Source organism: Methylibium sp. (assembly GCF_013817345.1).
GTDB lineage: Bacteria > Pseudomonadota > Gammaproteobacteria > Burkholderiales > Burkholderiaceae_C > Methylibium.
In genome coordinates this window covers 1-17,568 of the sequence record NZ_JACDCW010000001.1, presented here as the reverse complement: position 1 = coordinate 17,568, position 17,568 = coordinate 1, and the positions used below count along the sequence as shown (strand labels likewise).

General features: G+C 66.8%; 16 protein-coding genes. 7 read left to right on the top strand and 9 right to left on the bottom strand.

Annotated elements, in window-relative coordinates; genetic code table 11:
* On the top strand, window positions 1-540 hold the full coding sequence (locus tag H0W40_RS00080) for an adenine phosphoribosyltransferase (protein WP_292441865.1): 540 nt from the start codon (window positions 1-3) through the stop codon (window positions 538-540).
* Window positions 541-634: 94 nt separating this feature from the next.
* On the opposite strand, the gene H0W40_RS00075 is transcribed toward H0W40_RS00080, so the two are convergent.
* From H0W40_RS00075 to rpmH, 6 genes are all read right to left on the bottom strand, one after another.
* Window positions 635-1,093 carry a cyclic nucleotide-binding domain-containing protein gene (locus H0W40_RS00075; RefSeq protein WP_292441864.1) on the bottom strand — a complete coding sequence of 153 codons (459 nt, stop codon included), beginning with the start codon at window positions 1,091-1,093 and terminating at the stop codon, window positions 635-637.
* Between the two features lie 104 nt (window positions 1,094-1,197).
* Entirely contained in the window at window positions 1,198-2,568 is a 1,371-nt protein-coding gene (gene mnmE, locus H0W40_RS00070; protein ID WP_292441862.1) for a tRNA uridine-5-carboxymethylaminomethyl(34) synthesis GTPase MnmE, read from the bottom strand.
* Between the two features lie 103 nt (window positions 2,569-2,671).
* Window positions 2,672-4,351: a membrane protein insertase YidC gene (gene yidC / locus H0W40_RS00065; RefSeq protein ID WP_292441860.1), complete on the bottom strand. Its 1,680-nt coding sequence runs from the start codon at window positions 4,349-4,351 to the stop codon at window positions 2,672-2,674.
* The gene (yidD, locus tag H0W40_RS00060; RefSeq protein ID WP_292442000.1) at window positions 4,348-4,653 is read right to left on the bottom strand and encodes a membrane protein insertion efficiency factor YidD; all 306 of its coding nucleotides are present in this window, start codon (window positions 4,651-4,653) and stop codon (window positions 4,348-4,350) included. Before yidD ends, yidC begins: the two co-directional genes overlap by 4 nt.
* A gap of 5 nt (window positions 4,654-4,658) precedes the next feature.
* A complete protein-coding gene (locus H0W40_RS00055; protein WP_292441859.1) occupies window positions 4,659-5,120 on the bottom strand; it encodes a ribonuclease P protein component in 462 nt (153 codons plus the stop codon).
* Between the two features lie 25 nt (window positions 5,121-5,145).
* Window positions 5,146-5,280 carry a 50S ribosomal protein L34 gene (rpmH, locus tag H0W40_RS00050; protein ID WP_292441858.1) on the bottom strand — a complete coding sequence of 45 codons (135 nt, stop codon included), beginning with the start codon at window positions 5,278-5,280 and terminating at the stop codon, window positions 5,146-5,148.
* Between the two features lie 416 nt (window positions 5,281-5,696).
* Here rpmH and dnaA point away from each other — a divergent pair, with 416 nt between their 5' ends.
* The 3 genes from dnaA (at window position 5,697) to gyrB (ending at window position 11,117) form a co-directional block, all read left to right on the top strand.
* On the top strand, window positions 5,697-7,100 hold the full coding sequence (gene dnaA, locus H0W40_RS00045) for a chromosomal replication initiator protein DnaA (RefSeq protein WP_292441856.1): 1,404 nt from the start codon (window positions 5,697-5,699) through the stop codon (window positions 7,098-7,100).
* Between the two features lie 235 nt (window positions 7,101-7,335).
* Entirely contained in the window at window positions 7,336-8,454 is a 1,119-nt protein-coding gene (dnaN, locus tag H0W40_RS00040) for a DNA polymerase III subunit beta (protein WP_292441854.1), read from the top strand.
* Between the two features lie 107 nt (window positions 8,455-8,561).
* Entirely contained in the window at window positions 8,562-11,117 is a 2,556-nt protein-coding gene (gyrB, locus tag H0W40_RS00035) for a DNA topoisomerase (ATP-hydrolyzing) subunit B (RefSeq protein ID WP_292441853.1), read from the top strand.
* Between the two features lie 69 nt (window positions 11,118-11,186).
* On the opposite strand, the gene H0W40_RS00030 is transcribed toward gyrB, so the two are convergent.
* Both H0W40_RS00030 and H0W40_RS00025 read right to left on the bottom strand, forming a co-directional pair.
* The gene (locus H0W40_RS00030; RefSeq protein ID WP_292441852.1) at window positions 11,187-11,864 is read right to left on the bottom strand and encodes a hypothetical protein; all 678 of its coding nucleotides are present in this window, start codon (window positions 11,862-11,864) and stop codon (window positions 11,187-11,189) included.
* 55 nt (window positions 11,865-11,919) lie between these two features.
* Complete coding sequence (locus tag H0W40_RS00025; RefSeq protein WP_292441851.1) at window positions 11,920-13,011, bottom strand: NAD(P)H-dependent oxidoreductase; 1,092 nt, start codon at window positions 13,009-13,011, stop codon at window positions 11,920-11,922.
* 201 nt (window positions 13,012-13,212) lie between these two features.
* Here H0W40_RS00025 and H0W40_RS00020 point away from each other — a divergent pair, with 201 nt between their 5' ends.
* Window positions 13,213-13,950, top strand: a complete 738-nt coding sequence (locus H0W40_RS00020; RefSeq protein WP_292441850.1) for a hypothetical protein — start codon at window positions 13,213-13,215, stop codon at window positions 13,948-13,950.
* Between the two features lie 6 nt (window positions 13,951-13,956).
* Here the strand turns inward: H0W40_RS00020 and H0W40_RS00015 are convergent, their stop codons facing one another.
* The gene (locus H0W40_RS00015) at window positions 13,957-15,579 is read right to left on the bottom strand and encodes an MFS transporter (RefSeq protein ID WP_292441849.1); all 1,623 of its coding nucleotides are present in this window, start codon (window positions 15,577-15,579) and stop codon (window positions 13,957-13,959) included.
* Window positions 15,580-15,806: 227 nt separating this feature from the next.
* Here H0W40_RS00015 and H0W40_RS00010 point away from each other — a divergent pair, with 227 nt between their 5' ends.
* Window positions 15,807-16,538, top strand: coding sequence for an ABC transporter ATP-binding protein (locus H0W40_RS00010; RefSeq protein WP_292441848.1), 732 nt, complete (start codon window positions 15,807-15,809; stop codon window positions 16,536-16,538).
* A partial coding sequence (locus H0W40_RS00005; RefSeq protein ID WP_292441847.1) for an FtsX-like permease family protein occupies window positions 16,522-17,568 on the top strand: 1,047 nt, incomplete at its 3' end. The genes H0W40_RS00010 and H0W40_RS00005, both read left to right, overlap by 17 nt.

Sequence of the window (17,568 nt, the reverse complement as noted above, 5' to 3'; positions counted from 1 at the left end):
ATGGACGATCGCGCCCTCATCCGCCAGACGATCCGCACCGTGCCAGACTGGCCGACGCCCGGCGTGCAGTTCCGCGACATCACGCCGCTGCTGCAGAACCCGAAGGTCTTTCGCGTGCTGATCGACCAGTTCGTGCACCGCTATTTCGACCAGCGGCCGGGCGCGGTGGCCGGCCTGGATGCGCGCGGTTTCATCATCGGCTCGGTACTGGCCTACGAGCTGAACATCGGCTTCATCCCGATCCGCAAAAAGGGCAAGCTGCCCTACGCCACCGTGGCGGAAAGCTACGAGCTGGAGTACGGCTCGGCCACCGTGGAGATGCACACCGACGCGGTGCAGCCCGGGGACCGCGTGCTGCTGATCGACGATTTGATCGCCACTGGCGGCACCATGATGGCGGGCAAGCGCCTGCTTGAGCGGCTGGGTGCCGTGGTGATCGAAGGCGCGGCCATCGTCGATCTGCCGGAGCTCGGCGGCGCGGCCAAGCTGCGCGCCTCTGGTTTGCAGCTGTTCACGCTGGTGAGCTTCGAGGGCCATTGACAACGAGCGAACGGGTAGGACGGGCGCCCGTTCGCCACCGCCGAAGACCGGGGGCCGCTGTGCGGCGCTTTTCTTTGCTACCCGCGCGAAGCGGTCAGGCGATCTGCGCGATGTTCGCCCGCATCCGCAAAGCCATCACCGAGCCGGCTGCTCGCAGGATTTCCAGCGCGATCGCCGGCGTGCGCGCGCACAACTCCTCGAAGCGAGGCAGCCGCATCGCCCACACCGTGCTGGTCGTCATGGCCGCGACGTTGGCCGTGCGCATGCCGTCGGCGAACAGCCCCGGCTCGCCGCACATCGCCCCGGGTCGCAGGATGGCACTTCGACTCGCGCCCGCCGTACCCCCCGTTGCATAGACCTGCAGGCTGCCTTCGCCAAGGAAATAGACGGTCCGGTCCAGCTCACCTTGCTTGACGAGCAGTTCGCCGCTGCGAATGTGGTGCGCCGTCAGGTACTGCAGAAAGTTGCGCCACTGCGCCGCGTCCAGCCGCGGCCTGAACGCGTCGGCAGCGTTCAGCGACTGAATGGCATGCAGCAGTTGTTCGTGGCTCATCGGAAAGTGGGGAAAGGCGGGTGCCGGATTATCGGCACCGTTCTGGGGCGCTAAAGCGCGGTGCTGCCAGCGCGGGCACCGTGCCGCAGCCGGCGTGAACTGCATCACTTTCCGATGCAGAACCGTCCGAAGATTTCACCCAGCAGATCATCGGCCGTGAAGCGGCCCGTGATCGCACCGAGCGCGTCGTGCGCGCAGCGCAGTTCTTCGGCCAGCAAGTCGAGCGCCGCATCGTCGCGGGCGGCCAGCGCTTGCGCTTGCTCGACATGCGCGCGCGTGGCGTGAAGTGCCTCCAGATGCCGCGCCCGGGCGATGAACACGCCTTCGGCGCCGGCCTGCCAGCCGGCGAGTTGCAGCAGACGCTGTCGTAGCGCCTCGAGTCCATCGCCGGTACGCGCGGAAAGCGCCAGCGCGTTGGCCGGCAGCACTTGCGCATCCACCGCATCGATCTTGTTATAGACGTCGAGCACGCTCACGCCAGCCGGGAGGCGCCCCGCGATCTCCTGCTCACCGGCTCGATAAGCCGCGTCGTCGCCGCGCGTGAGGTCGTGCAGGAAGATCACCACGTCGGCCGAGCCGATCGCGCCCCAGCTACGCTCGATGCCCAGGCGCTCGACCTCGTCGCTCGCCTCGCCGTCGGTGCGCAGACCGGCGGTGTCGATCACGTGCAGCGGCACGCCCTCGATCTGGATGGTTTCGCTGACCTTGTCGCGCGTGGTGCCCGGAATGGGCGTGACGATGGCCAGCTCGGCCCCCGCCAGCGCATTGAGCAGCGAGCTCTTGCCCACGTTGGGCTGGCCGGCCAGCACCACGCTCAGCCCCTCGCGCAGCAGCGCGCCCTGGCGCGCTCGCATCAGCACGGCATCGAGCGCCGCGGCAATGCGTGCGAGCCGCCCGCGGGCGTCGGCCTGCTGGAGGAAATCGATCTCCTCCTCGGGGAAGTCGAGCGTCGCCTCGACCAGCATGCGCAGCTCGATCAGGCGATCACGCAGCCCGTCGATCTCGTGCGAGAAGGCGCCCGCCAGCGCGCGCGAGGCCGAACGGGCCGCAGCCTCGGTGCTGGCGTCTATCAGGTCGGCCACCGCTTCGGCCTGGGCCAGGTCGAGCTTGTCGTTGAGAAAGGCGCGTTGCGTGAACTCCCCCGGTTCGGCCACGCGCGAGCCCGGCAGCGCCTGCAGGCAGCGCGCCAGCAGCAGTTGCAGCAGCACCGGCCCGCCGTGCGCCTGCAACTCGAGCACTTCTTCGCCGGTGTAGCTGTGCGGCGCCGGAAAGTGCAGCGCCAGGCCTTGGTCGATGACGCCGCCCTGGCCGTCGATAAAGCTCAGGTAATGGGCATGCCGTGGCACGAGGGCCTGCCCGCATACCGCTCGAATCAAGCCGCCCAGGTCGCGCCCCGACACGCGCACGATGCCGACCGCCCCACGGCCGGGCGCAGTGGCGATGGCGGCAACAGGGTCGTGAAGACGCGCGAGCATGGCGTGATTGTCGAGTCTTCAATGCACAACGCCCCGCGGGGCGGGGCGTTCGGTTCACGCTGCCCCGCGGGGCGGGGCGTTGTGGGCTTCGGGCGCGACTGTCTCAGCTCACGCCGAGCCGCCGGTTGATCAGGTACTGCTGCGCGATCGACAGGATGTTGTTGGTGATCCAGTACAGCACCAAACCGGCCGGGAAGAGGAAGAACATCACCGAGAACACCATCGGCATGATCCACATCAGGCGTGCCTGCATCGGGTCCGGCGGCGTGGGGTTGAGCCAGGTCTGCAGCAAGGTGGTCGCAGTCATCACCATCGGCAGGATGTACCAGGGGTCGCGCACGGACAAGTCGGTGATCCAGCCGATCCACGGCGCGTTGCGCATCTCCACGCTCGACAGCAACACCCAATAGAGCGCGATGAACACCGGCATCTGCACAAGGATCGGCAGGCACCCGCCCAGCGGGTTGACCTTCTCCTCGCGGTAGATGCGCATCATTTCCTGCTGCATCTGCTGCGGCTTGTCCTTGAGCCGCTCACGCATCTCCGTCACCTTGGGGTTGACCGCCTTCATCTTGGCCATCGACTTGTAGGCGTGGGCGTTGAGCGTGTAGAAGGCCGCCTTCAGCAGCACCACCAGCGCCACGATGGCCCAGCCCCAGTTGCCCAGGATCTTGTGCAGCTGGTCGAGCAGCCAGAACAGCGGCTTGGACAGGATGGTGAACCAGCCGTAGTCCTTGACCAGGTCCAGCCCCGGGGCCAGCGCCTCGAGCTTCTTCTCTTCCTGCGGGCCGACATACAGCAGGTTGTCGAAGGTCTTGCTCTGGCCAGGTGCGATGCTGCCCAGCGGGTAGATCGTCCCCACCGCGTAGAGGTTGTTGTCCACCTTGCGCGTATAGAACTCGCGCGGCGCCGGATCGGTGTGCAGCCAGGCAGAGAAGAAGTAGTGCTGGACCATGGCGACCCAGCCGTTGTCGGCCGACTTGTCGAAGCGGGCGTCGCCGTCCTCGATGTCGCCGAAATCGATCTTCTGGAACTTGGCCGCGTCGGTGTAGGCCACCGGCCCGGTGAAGGTGAAGTAGAAGCTCGACTCGCCGGGCGGCGGATTGCCGTCGCGCACCAGTTGCGTGTAGAGCTGCGGCGACACCGGCTCGCCCGAGGTGTTGATCACCTCGTGACGCACCTTCAACGCGTAGTCGCCGCGACCGAAGCTCAAGGTCTTTCTCAGCTTGACGCCGCCCTGCTCGGCCGACTCGAACACGACGCTGACCGAATCGCTGCCCGGCGCCAGCGTGGTTTCTCCAGGCTGCAACTCGAGCGGCGTCAGGTGGTTGGGCAGGCCGGGGGCGCCGATGAGGCCGGTCTGGGCCAGATAGACACGCTCGGGCGAGCGGTCGAAGACCAGAACGTTGCGGCTCGGGTCGTTCTGGTCCACGTGGTTGAGCAGCTCTGCGCGCACCACATCGCCGCCGCGTGTGTCGAGGCTGACCTGCAGCACGTCGGTCGTGACGGTCACGGTTCGCGACGGAGCCGCCACCGGTGCACCGGCCACCGGCGGCGCGCTGACCGCCGGGCTCGACGCGGCCGCGGCCGCGATCGTCGCCGCCGCAGGGACCGAACCCGGCACCGTGCCGGACGGCTGCGCCGGCGCGGCCGCACCAGCCGCCGGGCGCGACGTGGGACCGAACAGCGAAGGCTGGCCGGTGTGCTTGTTCCAGCCGTCCCACAGCAGAACAAGAGACATCGTGAAAACCACCCAGAGCAGGGTGCGGCGCATATCGGTCATGGCGAAATCTCGAAAGGGGATCGGGGAGCTGGCTCGGCGGCCCGGCGGCCCCGAGAGCCTCCCAGGCGTGAAAGCCAGCCGGGCAAATCGGCCGGCACGGGGTCATGGCCGCCGGCGCAGCCCGGATGGCAACGAAACACCCGCCCGGTAGCGAGCAGGCTGCCCGCCAGCGCGCCATGGCGCTCGAGCGCGTCCTGCGCGTAGGCCGAGCAGGTGGGCTCGAACCGGCAACCGCTACCCAGCCAAGGGCTGAGCAGCAGGCGATAGCCTCTCACCAAAAAAATCAGCAAGCGTTGCGGCACGCGCTTCATGCGCGCGTGCTCTTCGGCTCGCCGGCCCGCGCGTTGGCCCGGCTGGCGCCGACAAACAGGGCCTGCAGTTCTTCGCGCACCCGCTCTTGCAGCGCAGCGGATGCGGCGCTGGGAAACTGTGCGGTCGGGTAGGGGCTGCGCAGGCGCAACAGCCAGTCGCCGGCAAGGAGTTGTGCCGCGGAGGACGCGAACGCAGTGCGCCCCTGACGTTTGATGAGGCTGCGCGTCACTGACCGGCGAGCATGGCGCTTGGGCACCACGAGGCCAAAACGGTGGCGGTCATCCACAGGCGCCCATACCTCAGCGTTTTCATCTGTTGACAACTTCGGCTTCGCTGGTCCAGAAGCGCAGGCCACGTGGTGCAAAAAGAAGTGCTCGCTTCGCGCACAGGGCCGGGTCGACAAAGCGCGTTGGAAGTCGGCGGCGCGCAGATCGGGGCCGCCGCTGGTAGGGCTCACGGCCGGGCCGGCGAGGTCGGCCGGATCAGACCGCGAGGCGCTTGCGGCCCTTGGCGCGGCGAGCGTTGAGGATCTGACGGCCGGCGCGCGTCTTCATGCGCAGCAGGAAGCCATGGGTGCGGGCGCGACGGATCTTAGAAGGTTGGTAGGTGCGTTTCATGATGAGCCTTCGTGGAGCAAACAGATGCCCCGGAGATGGTGCTGACCGGATCGCCGGGGAACCGGCGCTGACTCGGGTTGAATGCGGCGTTGCTGGCCCGAATCCTTTTGGAAAAATCCCTTTGGAAGATCCTCGCCTTGCCTGACTCCGCGCCTTCGATCGAGCGCTTTTGACCGTGCGCCCAGTGACGCACAGTAAGAAGCGACGCTGGAACAAAGTCCATCGATCGCCTCGCGGAAAACCTGTGATTAGAGCAAGAAAGTCTTTTCCGGTCAACGACTTGCCGGTTTGGGGCCTCTGCGCGCGCTCGTCAGAAGCGCGCGCGGGCGGGCTCCACAAACTGTGGATAACACGGTTTTTGCGGCCGATGCCCCGCTAGAATCCTATCGCTCCGACCTTGATTGTCCACAACACCGATGAGCGCCGATGTCTGGTCGCGCGGCTGCGAACGCCTGGCGACCGAGCTGCCCGAGCAGCAGTTCAACACCTGGATACGACCGCTGCCGGCCGCCGACCTGATCGACCAGGGCGACGGCGCCGTAGCCACCTTGCGCGTGCCCAACCGCTTCAAGCTCGACTGGATCCGCAATCAGTACGGCTCTCGCATCGAGAACGTGCTCAGCGAGCTCGTCGGCAAGCCGGTCCGGCTCGAATTGCTGCTCGCTGCGCGCGAAACGCCGCCACGCGGCGAACCTGCAATCGCCAACGGCCAGCCCCAAGCCCTCGGGGCCTGGCTGGGGGCCACCCCGCGGCCGGTGAGGAGCACTACGGCTTCCCCGGCCGGCGCCGCTGCGCAGCCACAGCATCGGCTGAATGCCAACCTCACCTTCGACACCCTGGTCCCCGGTCGAGCCAACCAGATGGCCCGCACGGCCGCATTGCACGTGGCCGGCGCTCCGGGCGCCATGTACAACCCGCTCTTCATCTACGGTGGCGTCGGTCTGGGCAAGACCCACCTGATCCATGCGGTGGGCAACGCACTGCTGGGCGACCGGCCGGACGCGCGCATCCTGTACTTGCATGCCGAACAGTTCATCACCGACGTGGTGAAAAACTACCAGCGCAAGACCTTCGACGAGCTCAAGGCCAAGTACCACTCGCTCGACCTGCTGCTGATCGACGACGTGCAGTTCTTCGCCGGCAAGGAGCGCACGCAGGAGGAGTTCTTCAACGCGTTCGAGGCGCTGCTTGCCAAGCGCGCGCACATCATCATGACCAGCGACACCTACCCCAAGGGGCTGGCCGACATCGACGAGCGCCTCACCTCGCGCTTCGACGCCGGGCTCACGGTGGCCATCGAGCCGCCCGAGCTGGAGATGCGCGTCGCCATCCTGATGAAGAAGTCTGACGTGGAGGGCGCGCCCATGCCCGAGGACGTGGCCTTCTTCATCGCCAAGAACGTGCGCGCCAATGTGCGCGAGCTCGAAGGGGCGCTGCGCAAGGTACTGGCCTATGCGCGCTTCTCGCAGAAGGACATCAACATCGCGCTGGCGCGCGAGGCGCTGAAGGATCTGCTGTCGATACAGAACCGGCAGATCTCGGTCGAGAACATTCAGAAGACCTGCGCCGACTTCTACAAGATCAAGGTCGCCGACATGTACAGCAAGAAGCGGCCTGCCTCGATCGCCCGGCCGCGCCAGATCGCCATGTACTTGGCCAAGGAGCTCACGCAAAAAAGCCTACCGGAGATCGGCGAACTGTTCGGCGGTCGCGACCACACCACCGTCTTGCACGCGGTGCGCAAGATCGGCGCGGAGCGCGGCAAGAACACCGAACTCAACCAGCAGTTGCACGTGCTCGAGCAGACCCTCAAAGGATGAGCACGCCCATGCCGGTGCCGTCAAGTGACAAGCCTGGGGACAAGTTCTCGTCAAGTGCCAGACTGTCCACAGGTCAGAGCGCAGTCGCAAAGTTGTTGCCGATCGCTCCCGCACGATCGGCGCATCCGCGCACAGGCTTCGGGGCGTGCTAAACCCCTGCCGTATCAGGCGAAAATAGCCTTGTCCACAGGACAGCGCTCTCCCTACTAATACGACTAGTCTCAAAGAGGTTCAAATGATTGTCTTGAAGAGCCCGCAGGAAAAGTTTCTCGCTGCGCTGCAGGCCGTGGCCGGCATCGTCGAACGCCGTCACACCCTGCCCGTGCTGGCCAACGTGCTGCTGCGCAAGACCGGACCGGAGATCGAGTTCACGACCAGCGATCTGGAAATCCAGGTGCGCACCCGGGCCAGCTTCGATGGCGATCCAGGCGACTTTCAGGCGACGGTGGGGGCGCGCAAGCTGATCGACATCCTGCGCACGCTGCCGGCCGATCAGAACGTCACGCTGAGTTCAGCACAGAGCAAGCTGACACTTTCGGGCGGCAAGAGCCGCTTCACTTTGCAGACGCTGCCGGCCGAGGACTTCCCGCTGGTGCAGGAGGCGGCCGATTTCGGCCCGGCCTTCAGCGTGCCGCAGAAGTCGCTCAAGGCGCTGATCGCGCAGGTGCACTTCGCGATGGCGGTGCACGACATCCGCTACTACCTCAACGGGATTTTGTTCGTCGCCGAAGGCAAGAGCCTGACGCTGGTTGCCACCGACGGCCACCGTCTCGCGCTCGCCCAGGCCACGCTCGAGGTCGAGATGCCCAAGCAGGAGGTGATCCTGCCGCGCAAGACCGTGCTCGAGTTGCAGCGCCTGCTGCGTGACGACAAGGAAGGCGGCGAGGGCGCCATCGAGATGCGCTTCGCCGGCAACCAGGCCAAGTTCGCTTTTTCGGGCATGGAGTTCGTCACCAAGCTCGTCGAAGGCAAGTTCCCCGACTACAACCGCGTCATTCCGAAGAACCACAAGAACCACGTCACCCTGGGCCGTGCGCCGCTGCTCGCCAGCCTGCAGCGCGCCGCCATCCTGACCAGCGAGAAGTTCAAGGGCGTTCGGATCAACATAGAGCCCGGCACGCTGCGCATTGCGTCCAGCAATGCCGAGCAGGAAGAAGCCAAGGAAGAGCTCGAGATCGACTACGGCGGCGACGCCATCGAGATCGGCTTCAACGTCACCTACCTGATGGACGCGCTGGCCAACATGGACCAGGAGATGGTCAGCCTGTCGCTGCAGGACGGCAACAGCTCGGCACTGGTGACGGTGCCCGAGCAGGCCGGTTTCAAGTACGTGGTCATGCCGATGCGCATCTGAGCCGCCCACCACGCCTTGCCAGCACAGCGGGCCGCGAGCCCGCTGCCGCGTTTTGAAGGGGCCGGCTTTCTCGACAAGCCCAGGCCCCGCGAGTGAAAAGAGCCCTCATGAGCGACCCGAAAATCCCGCAGCACAACGCCGACAACGGCGTGACCCGGCAGCCCGTGCCTTCGGCCGAAGGCCACGTCATTTCCATCGGCTCGGACGCCTCGGTCGCCTATGGCGAAGGCTCGATCCAGATCCTCGAAGGCCTGGAGGCGGTGCGCAAGCGCCCGGGCATGTACATCGGCGACACGTCCGATGGCACCGGCTTGCACCACCTGGTGTTCGAGGTGGTCGACAACTCCATCGACGAGGCACTCGCCGGGCACTGCGACGACATCCTCGTCACCATCCATTCCGACAACTCCATCTCCGTCATCGACAACGGCCGCGGCATCCCCACCGGCGTGAAGATGGACGACAAGCACGAACCCAAGCGCAGCGCCGCCGAGATAGCGCTGACCGAGCTGCACGCTGGCGGCAAGTTCAACCAGAACAGCTACAAGGTTTCGGGCGGCCTGCACGGCGTGGGCGTGAGCTGCGTCAACGCCTTGTCCAAGCAGCTACGCCTGACGGTGCGCCGCGAGGGCAAGGTGCACCTGATGGAGTTCAAGCGCGGCGTGCCGCAGGAACGCGTGATCGAGCAGCGCAACGGTTTCGAGATCAGCCCGATGCGAATCACGGGCGAAACCGAGAAGCGCGGCACCGAAGTGCACTTCCTGCCCGACGAAGAGATCTTCACCAACATCGACTTCCACTACGACGTGCTGGCCAAGCGCCTGCGCGAGCTCAGCTTCCTGAACAACGGCGTGAAGATCCGCCTGGTCGACGAGCGCAACGCGAAGGAAGACAACTTCGAATATGCCGGCGGCGTGAAGGGCTTTGTCGAGTTCATCAACACCGGCAAGAAGGTGCTGCACCCCAACATCTTCCACGCGCTCGGCGACAAGACCAGCGAGTTCAACACCAACATCGGCGTCGAAGTCGCGATGCAGTGGAACGACGGCTATAACGAGAGCGTCCTCTGCTTCACCAACAACATTCCGCAACGCGACGGCGGCACCCACCTGACCGGCCTGCGCGCGGCGATGACCCGCGTGATAAACAAGTACATCGACGACAACGATCTCGCCAAGAAGGCCAAGGTCGAGATCGCCGGCGACGACATGCGCGAAGGCCTGGCCTGCGTGATCAGCGTCAAGGTCCCCGAGCCCAAGTTCTCCAGCCAGACCAAGGACAAGCTGGTGTCGAGCGAGGTGCGCGGGCCGGTCGAGGAGATCGTCGGCAAGCTGCTCAACGACTACCTGCTCGAGAACCCGACGGACGCCAAGATCATCTGCGGCAAGATCGTCGATGCTGCGCGCGCCCGCGAGGCCGCCCGCAAGGCCCGCGAGATGACCCGCCGCAAGGGCGTGCTCGACGGCATGGGCCTGCCCGGCAAGCTGGCTGACTGCCAGGAAAAGGACCCGGCGCTGTGCGAGATCTACATCGTCGAGGGTGACTCCGCCGGCGGCTCCGCCAAGCAGGGCCGCGACCGCAAGTTCCAGGCGATCCTGCCGCTACGCGGCAAGATCCTGAACGTGGAGCGCGCGCGTTTCGAAAAGCTGCTGACCAGCAACGAGATCCTCACGCTGATCACGGCGCTCGGCACCAGCATCGGCAAGGACGAATACAACCCCGACAAGCTGCGCTACCACCGCATCATCATCATGACCGACGCGGACGTCGATGGCGCGCACATCCGCACCTTGCTGCTGACGTTCTTCTACCGCCAGATGCCCGAGATGGTGGAGCGCGGCCACATCTACATCGCCCAGCCGCCGCTCTACAAGGTGAAGTTCGGCAAGGAGGAGCAATACCTGAAAGACGGCCTGGAGCTCGACGGCTACCTGCTCAAGGTGGCCCTGCGCGAGGCGCGGCTCGAGACCGGCGTGGACGGCGCGGTGCTCGAGGGTGACGCGCTCGAAACGCTGGCGCGGCAATACGTGCTGGCCAACAACGTCGTGCAGCGGCTGGCCAACTGGATGGACGTGGAAGCGCTGCGCGCCATCGCCGATGGCCTGGTCCTCGATCTCGACACCCTCGAGTCCGCCGAAGCCTCGGCGGCCGCATTGAAGGCCGCCCTGCACGACGCCGACGTGCATGCCGAGTTCGACGCCCGCACCGACAAGCACCTGCTGCGCATCGGCCGCCGCCACCACGGCAACACCAAGAGCAGCGTCATCACCGCTGACTTCGTGCACGGCGCCGACTACGAGGCGCTGAGCAGCGCTGGCACCACCTTCAACGGCCTGGTCGCCGCCACCGCCGTGGTCAAGAAGGGCGAAGGCGAGAGGCAGAAGGAAGCCCAGGTCGGCGACTTCCGCGAGGCCATGGCCTGGCTCATGCAGCAGGCCGAGAACAGCGTCGCCCGCCAGCGCTACAAGGGCCTGGGCGAGATGAACCCGATGCAGCTCTGGGAAACCACCATGGACCCCGCCGTGCGCCGACTGCTCAAGGTGCAGATCGACGACGCGATCGAGGCGGACCGGGTGTTCACGATGTTGATGGGCGACGAGGTGGAGCCGAGGCGGGAGTTCATCGAAGCCAACGCGCTGAGGGCGGCGAATATCGACGTTTGAGTGTTGTCGTGTAGGTCGGACAACTACGACCAGTTGCATTCGAAGCGGTAGGGCACAGCCTTCGGAGCATCAGTGAGACGAAACCGGTGACAGCCGGCCTTGGGTCTCTGGTTCATCGGCCCCTGCCGTCTCGGTGCCTTCGTTGACCCGCTTTCCATTCAAGTCGCGGGATCGCTCCAACGCTGGGTCTGTGCCTCCCGCGGTCCCGCCTGTTCGAGCCGACTCGACTGCGCGCTCCATCACGTTGAGAACGAGCTCGGTCGTTACCCCGTAGACCAGATGAGCGATCAGCCCCCTTGCGTGCGCCTGCCATGGATAGGCTTGCGGCTTCGCACCCAGGCCGGTTGCCGTATTGAAGGCTTCATCCTGCAGCAGGAAAACACCAAGGCCATAGAGCAGGCCGCGCGCGGGCCCTCGACCGGGCAACTTGTCTCTCATGACGGCATACCCGGCAGCCGGCCCGATGCCGATCATGTAGTGGGTGATGTCACCCGCGAGATCGTGTTGCCTGTCCGTCGGATTCAGGCCAGCGGCCTTTTCGATCTTGCTGACCAGCGCATGCGACGGCGGCTCGCCATGAGGTCGCACCGAAACGGTCCTTGTGCGGGTTCTCGCGTCCAGACGGTTCCACATGAACCAGTCCACACGATCCAGGGCCCAGACCGCAATCGCGCCGGCAGCGGCGCCCATCAGTGCGGTCGCAGCAACTCCGGTTTCAGTCCCGAGCTCATTCATTCGCTGTTCCATGACTCTTCTCCTTTTGTTGGCTTGGTTGTAGAGGACGCTAGATCGTTTCGCGGGGCTACAGCGCTCGGTCGGCAGCATCGCCGTGGCGGCTTGCTTCGCTGCGTTTCGGTGAGAAGGTGGCGTCTCGGTTGAGCCCGGCCGCCTGTTGCGCCGCAGGCGATGAGCCGGCGGGCGGCAGCCCGGCGTTGAGGCGCAGCTCGCGCCACTTCAACTTCGCGTCGGCCCAGCGGTGCGAGGGTGCCTGGTAGCCGAAGGCGCGGTACTTGCCTGGCGCCACCCGTCCTTTGACCGAGACATGCGCGGCCAGGCGGTCCGCCCAGGCGTCGAAGGCGTCGAAGAATCCCGGCTCGGAGGGCAGTTGCTCGGCCTGGTTGTCCGCGTAGATGCGTCCCTTGCCGAAGTCCTGGTAGGTCCACAACGGATCGGGCACCTCGATACCGCTGAAGCGGCACTGCCAGACAAGCGGCGCATAGGCGTCTCGCAGTCCGTCGCGCATCGGCTCGGCCGCAGGATCGAACCAATCAGGATGGCGAAGGTAGCGGGGCCGCCCATCCCGGTCGCGCTCCTCGGCCGCATCGTCACCGTAGCAGAAGAAAGCGGCAGTGCGCCCCTCCAGATGGTTGAGCGAGAGTTCTTCGCGCCATGCGCCGGTGCGTTCGAGCACCATGGCCTTCTCCGGGTTCTTGTGGTCGATCAGGTCCTCCCGCGGATTGCCGCCGTTGGCACAGACCAGCCGGTCGAACATGAGCTTGAGGTTGGACGTCGGTGCGTACCAGTTGACAGGGGCCACGAAGGCCCAGGCGTCGGCGAGATCCAGCCGCGCATACAGGTCGAGGTCCCACATCAGATCGGGCTCGTTCTTGTCGCCCGCTTCATAGCAATTGCACGGCCACACGCACAGCGCCATCGACGTCGAAACGCACGCGTTGCAGCTCTGGATGCGCGCGCGGCCATAGACGTTGCCGAGGTCCTCGACGTCGATCTCCCATTCGGGGGGGAGCCGATCGGCCAGCCGCAACATGAGCGCGCGCGCCTTCGAGTCGACGCCGGGGCAGTTGTACTGGCGCCTGTCGCTCCCCGCCACCAGCAGCACCCGCAACGGACGCTTCTGTGGCGCCAGCGCGGTGTGTTGATCGTTTGGCTTCATTGTGAGAACTCCTCGCCATTGGGGCTGACCACGAGGGGTCACTGGCGGATTCGGAGCAAGCAGCGCTCCTGAGCGCCTCCGACTCTCGGTAGGATCCGGCCATGAAAAGCCGCTCGTTCCGCGTGTGCCGCGAGTTCTTCCCGCGCAGGAACATCGGTTGCCATCGACGGTTTTGATGGCAGTGCCTGCCGTCACGACCCGATGCCCCAGTTCCTGGTTTCGCTCGTTGCCGTCATCGCGATGGTGGCAATCCACCTTCTCGTCGGACGCTTGAGCGTGCTGTCCGGGACGCCTCGCAGCCGCTGGCTGTCCATCGCCGGCGGTGTGTCGGTCGCTTATGTGTTCCTGCATCTTTTGCCGGAACTGAGCGAAGGGCAAGACGTGCTGTCCGAAACGACGAGCAGCGCGGGGGCCTTCGCCGACCGGCACGTTTACCTGATCGCGCTGGCCGGTCTCGTGGCGTTCTATGGCTTGGAGCGGTTCGCTCTGACGTCGCGCGACGGCGAGCGAGCAAAGCAACGCGAAGACGCGACCAGCTCCGGCGTGTTCGCCCTCCACATCGCGTCGTTCGCGGCCTACAACGTGCTGATCGGCTATCTGCTGGTGCACCGCAATACTTCGGACACCCCTTCCCTCGTGTTCTTCGTGTTGGCCATGGCGCTGCATTTCCTCGTGACCGACTTCGGGCTGTACGAGCATCACAAGAGCCGCTATGACCGTGTGGGGCGGTGGGTGCTGGCCGTTGCAGTCTTCGGCGGCTGGCTGCTCGGCCTTTACGCGGAGATCGAAGCCGCGGCGGTCGTGGTGCTGATCGCGCTCGTGGCAGGAGGCGTGATTCTCAACGTGATGAAGGAAGAGCTTCCCGAGCGGCGGGAGAGCCGGTTCTCGGCGTTCCTGCTTGGCGTCGCCGCATACGCGGTGCTGCTGCTCGCGATGTAAGGACAACTACCGCCGAAGCGCCTGCGCGATGTAGCGCGACACAAGCGGCGGCGATTCGCCGACATGGAACGAGAGCCGCCGCTCGCGCAAGGCCACATCGAACGCCGTCATGCGCTCGAAGTGCCGCAGGTGCTCCACCCACGACTCGTCCACATAGTGTTCGATGAAGCGCCGTGAGTCGGCCGCATCGCGGAACAGACCCCACGACAACATGCCATGCAGCAGGCGGTTGCGGCGGCTTTCCTGCATCACCTGCAGGAATTCGTCGGTGCGCGCCGGGTCGATCAGGTAGTCGATGGTCACCAGCACCGGGCCTTCGCGCAGATCGAGGTCGATCTCGGTGCCGGCCGGCCGCGCGAACTGCGTGGGCGTGAGGTCTTCGTCGGCGCCCGGCGTCGGCAGGAAGCGCCGCGTCAGCACCGCGCAGGCCAGCCCGAAAACTGCCGCGCTGATCAGGCTGGTGCGCACATCCGTCCACGTCGCGACCAATCCCCACAGCGCGGCGCCGGCGGCGCTGCTGCCCATCAGTGCCATCTGGAAGATGGACATGCCGCGCGCCCTCACCCAGTCGGGCAAGGCCATCTGGGCCGACACCATCAGAGAGTTCGCCACCGTGAGCCACGCCGCGCCTGCCACCATCATGGCCGGCGCCGCCACGGCGGCGTTGGGGGCCACGCTCACCACCAGCATCGCCGTGGCCTGCAGCATGGTCCCGTAGATCACGAGCGCATCGCTGCGAAACGCGCGGCGCAGGCGCGGCAGGAACATCGCGGCGACGATGGCGCCGGCACCCATCGATGCGAGCAGCAGTGTGAACGTGCCCGCGTCGCCGCCCCGCAGCCCCTTGGCCACCAGCGGCAGCAGCCCGAGCAGCGCGGTCGCCTGCAGGAAGAACAGTGCCACCTGCAGCAGGATCGAATGCATGGGGCGTGACTGCCACACGTATTGCATGCCGACCCGCATCGCGCCGATGAAGCGCTCGCCCGGCAAGGCGCTGACCTTCTGCTCGCGCTTCCAGCGCCGGATGACGAAGGCCGCCGCCACCGACAGCAGCGCGTTGAGCGCGAACACGTAGGCGCTGCCGGCGCTGGCGATGATCGCCCCCGCGATGACCGGCCCGATGATGCGCGACGCGTTCATCGCGATGCCGTTGAGCGCCAGCGCAGCCGCGAGCTGCGGGCGCGGCACCAGTTCCGGCACGATTGCGGCAAACACCGGCCAGCGCATCGCCAGGCCGATGCCGTTGGCGAAGGTCAGTGCAAGAAGGAGCGGCGCAGTCATCGCGCCCAGCAAGACCACGGCGCACAGCAGCAGCGCCACGGCGGCTACCCAGATCTGCGTGATCATGAAATACCGCCGGCGATCCACGATGTCGGCCAGCGCGCCGCTGGGCAGCCCCAGCAGGAGCACCGGCAAGGTGGAGGCCGACTGCACCAGCGCCACCATCAGCGGCGATGAACTCAGCGAGGTCATCATCCAGGCCGCCGCAACGTCGTTCATCCACATGCACGCGTTGGCCGTCACCCACACGCCCCACAGCATGCGGAACACCGGTTGCTTCAGCGGCGCCCAGGGCCCGATGTGCGCGGTGGCTTTCGGAGTCGCCTCCGCGGGTTTGCTCTCGTTCATGGCATCGCTCGGGTGCGCCTTCGTCGAAGTGGTTTCATGACCCGCCTGCCGGCGCACGCCGTGCCCGGGGCCCCGTCGGCGGCGGCGGAGCCGGCCGCTCGAAGCAGGCAAGTCCGATGCCAGTGCCTGCCTTTCGTCCACAAGCTGGCAATGCCCCTGCGCGGCCGACGCAGTGTCGCTCCCGCCACACTGGCCGCTTTTCGCCCGCGCCTCGGCACCGCTTTTCCATGATCGCACTGACCGGCCTTTCCATGCACTACATGATGGGCGCGGCACGCATCGACGTGCTGCGCGGCGTGGACCTGCACATCGCCGCCGGCCAGAGCGTGGCCATTGCCGGGCCTTCGGGTTCGGGCAAGACCTCCTTGCTGCTGCTGCTCGCCGGCCTGGAGCGACCCGGCGCGGGCAGCGTGAGGGTCGATGGCGTGGACCTCGACGCGCTCGACCGCGACGCCCTGGCCGATCTGCGGCGCGACCGCATCGGCATCGTGTTCCAGTCCTTCCACCTGCTGCCCAGCCTGAACGCGCTCGACAACGTGGCGCTTCCGCTGCAGATCGCCGGCCGCAGCGACGCCTACCCCAAGGCGCGCGAGCAGTTGCGCCGCGTTGGCCTGGCGCCGCGCATGGATCACTACCCGAGCCAGCTCTCGGGCGGCGAACAGCAGCGCGTGGCGATCGCCCGCGCGCTGGTGCACAGCCCCGGCCTGCTGCTGGCCGACGAGCCCACCGGCAACCTCGACGACCACACCGGCGAGGTGATCCGCGACCTGCTGTTCGAGCTCAACCGCGACGCCGGCGCGACCCTGGTGCTGGTCACGCACGACCTGGCCTTCGCTGCCCGCTGCGACCGCGTGCTGCGCCTGCACGACGGGCGGCTTCACGAGACCAGCGCGCACGAAGGCGACAGCCCTTGCGAAGTCCGCCCCCTGGGGGCCGCACCGCATGCGCTTCCTGCTTAGCCTGGCTTGGCGCGACCTGCGCGCCAGCGGCCGATCGCTGTGGATCTTCTGCGCCTGCCTCGCCTTGGGCGTGGCGCTGGTCGCCGCCGGCGGTGGGCTGTACCGACAAGTCGCCGGCAGTCTGCAGGCCGATGCACGCGCGCTGTTCGGCGGCGATGTGGAAGTGCGCCACGACCGCCCGCTCGAAGACGCGGAGATCGCCTGGATGCGCGCGCGCGGCGAAGTGTCGCTGCTGACCGAACTGCGCACCATGCTGCGCACCGCCCGGGGCCGCGCGCAGCTCATCGAGCTGCAGAGCGCCGACGCGCGCTACCCCCTCTACGGCAGCGTCACGCTGTCTCCGCCCGGGTCGCTGACTGAGACGCTGGCCTTGCGCGACGGCACCTGGGGCGTCGCGCTCGACGCGGTGCTGGCGCAACGCCTGGGCCTCGCGCCGGGCGACCGCGTCGAGATCGGCGACATCGGCCTGGAGGTTCGCGCCGTGGTCCTGCGCCAGCCCGACCGCAGTCTGCGCGCCGACTGGAGCGGCGCGCCCGCGCTGGTGGCGGCCGGTGCACTGCAGGCCACCGGCCTGGTACAGCCGCTCAGCCGCGTGGCCTACCGCTACCGCGTGCGCACCGAGCTCGAGCCGGCGGCGTGGCGCGACGATTTCATGGCGGCCTTTCCCCGCGCCGATGCCGAGGTGCGCAGCTTCGAGCAGCGCAGCGAGCGCATCGCCGAGGTGCTGGGGCAGATCGGATCGGGCCTGCTGCTGGTCGGCTTCTCCGCGCTGTTCATCGGCGGGCTGGGTGTCTTCAACAGCGTGCAGGCGTATCTGCAGGGCAAGCTCGGAACTCTCGCCACGCTGCGGGCGCTGGGCTTGCGCGATGGCCGGCTGGCGGCGCTGGTGCTCTTGCAGATCCTGATCCTGGCGCTGGGCGCCAGCCTCGTCGGCGCGCTGATCGGCGGGGCGCTTGCGCTCGGCGGCGCGGCGCTCGCGGCCGAGCGGCTGCCGCTGGCGCCCGCGCTGCTTCAGCTCGCCGCGCCGCTG

Bases quoted from the DNA above. Each gene is read 5' to 3' on its own strand.
- rpmH (WP_292441858.1), bottom strand. From the start codon at position 5,280: ATGAAACGCACCTACCAACCTTCTAAGATCCGTCGCGCCCGCACCCAT.
- dnaN (WP_292441854.1), top strand. From the start codon at position 7,336: ATGATTGTCTTGAAGAGCCCGCAGGAAAAGTTTCTCGCTGCGCTGCAG.
- H0W40_RS00015 (WP_292441849.1), bottom strand. From the start codon at position 15,579: ATGAACGAGAGCAAACCCGCGGAGGCGACTCCGAAAGCCACCGCGCAC.
- gyrB (WP_292441853.1), top strand. From the start codon at position 8,562: ATGAGCGACCCGAAAATCCCGCAGCACAACGCCGACAACGGCGTGACC.
- H0W40_RS00030 (WP_292441852.1), bottom strand. From the start codon at position 11,864: ATGGAACAGCGAATGAATGAGCTCGGGACTGAAACCGGAGTTGCTGCG.
- H0W40_RS00025 (WP_292441851.1), bottom strand. From the start codon at position 13,011: ATGAAGCCAAACGATCAACACACCGCGCTGGCGCCACAGAAGCGTCCG.
- H0W40_RS00080 (WP_292441865.1), top strand. From the start codon at position 1: ATGGACGATCGCGCCCTCATCCGCCAGACGATCCGCACCGTGCCAGAC.
- H0W40_RS00020 (WP_292441850.1), top strand. From the start codon at position 13,213: ATGCCCCAGTTCCTGGTTTCGCTCGTTGCCGTCATCGCGATGGTGGCA.
- dnaA (WP_292441856.1), top strand. From the start codon at position 5,697: ATGAGCGCCGATGTCTGGTCGCGCGGCTGCGAACGCCTGGCGACCGAG.
- yidC (WP_292441860.1), bottom strand. From the start codon at position 4,351: ATGACCGATATGCGCCGCACCCTGCTCTGGGTGGTTTTCACGATGTCT.
- H0W40_RS00010 (WP_292441848.1), top strand. From the start codon at position 15,807: ATGATCGCACTGACCGGCCTTTCCATGCACTACATGATGGGCGCGGCA.
- mnmE (WP_292441862.1), bottom strand. From the start codon at position 2,568: ATGCTCGCGCGTCTTCACGACCCTGTTGCCGCCATCGCCACTGCGCCC.
- H0W40_RS00075 (WP_292441864.1), bottom strand. From the start codon at position 1,093: ATGAGCCACGAACAACTGCTGCATGCCATTCAGTCGCTGAACGCTGCC.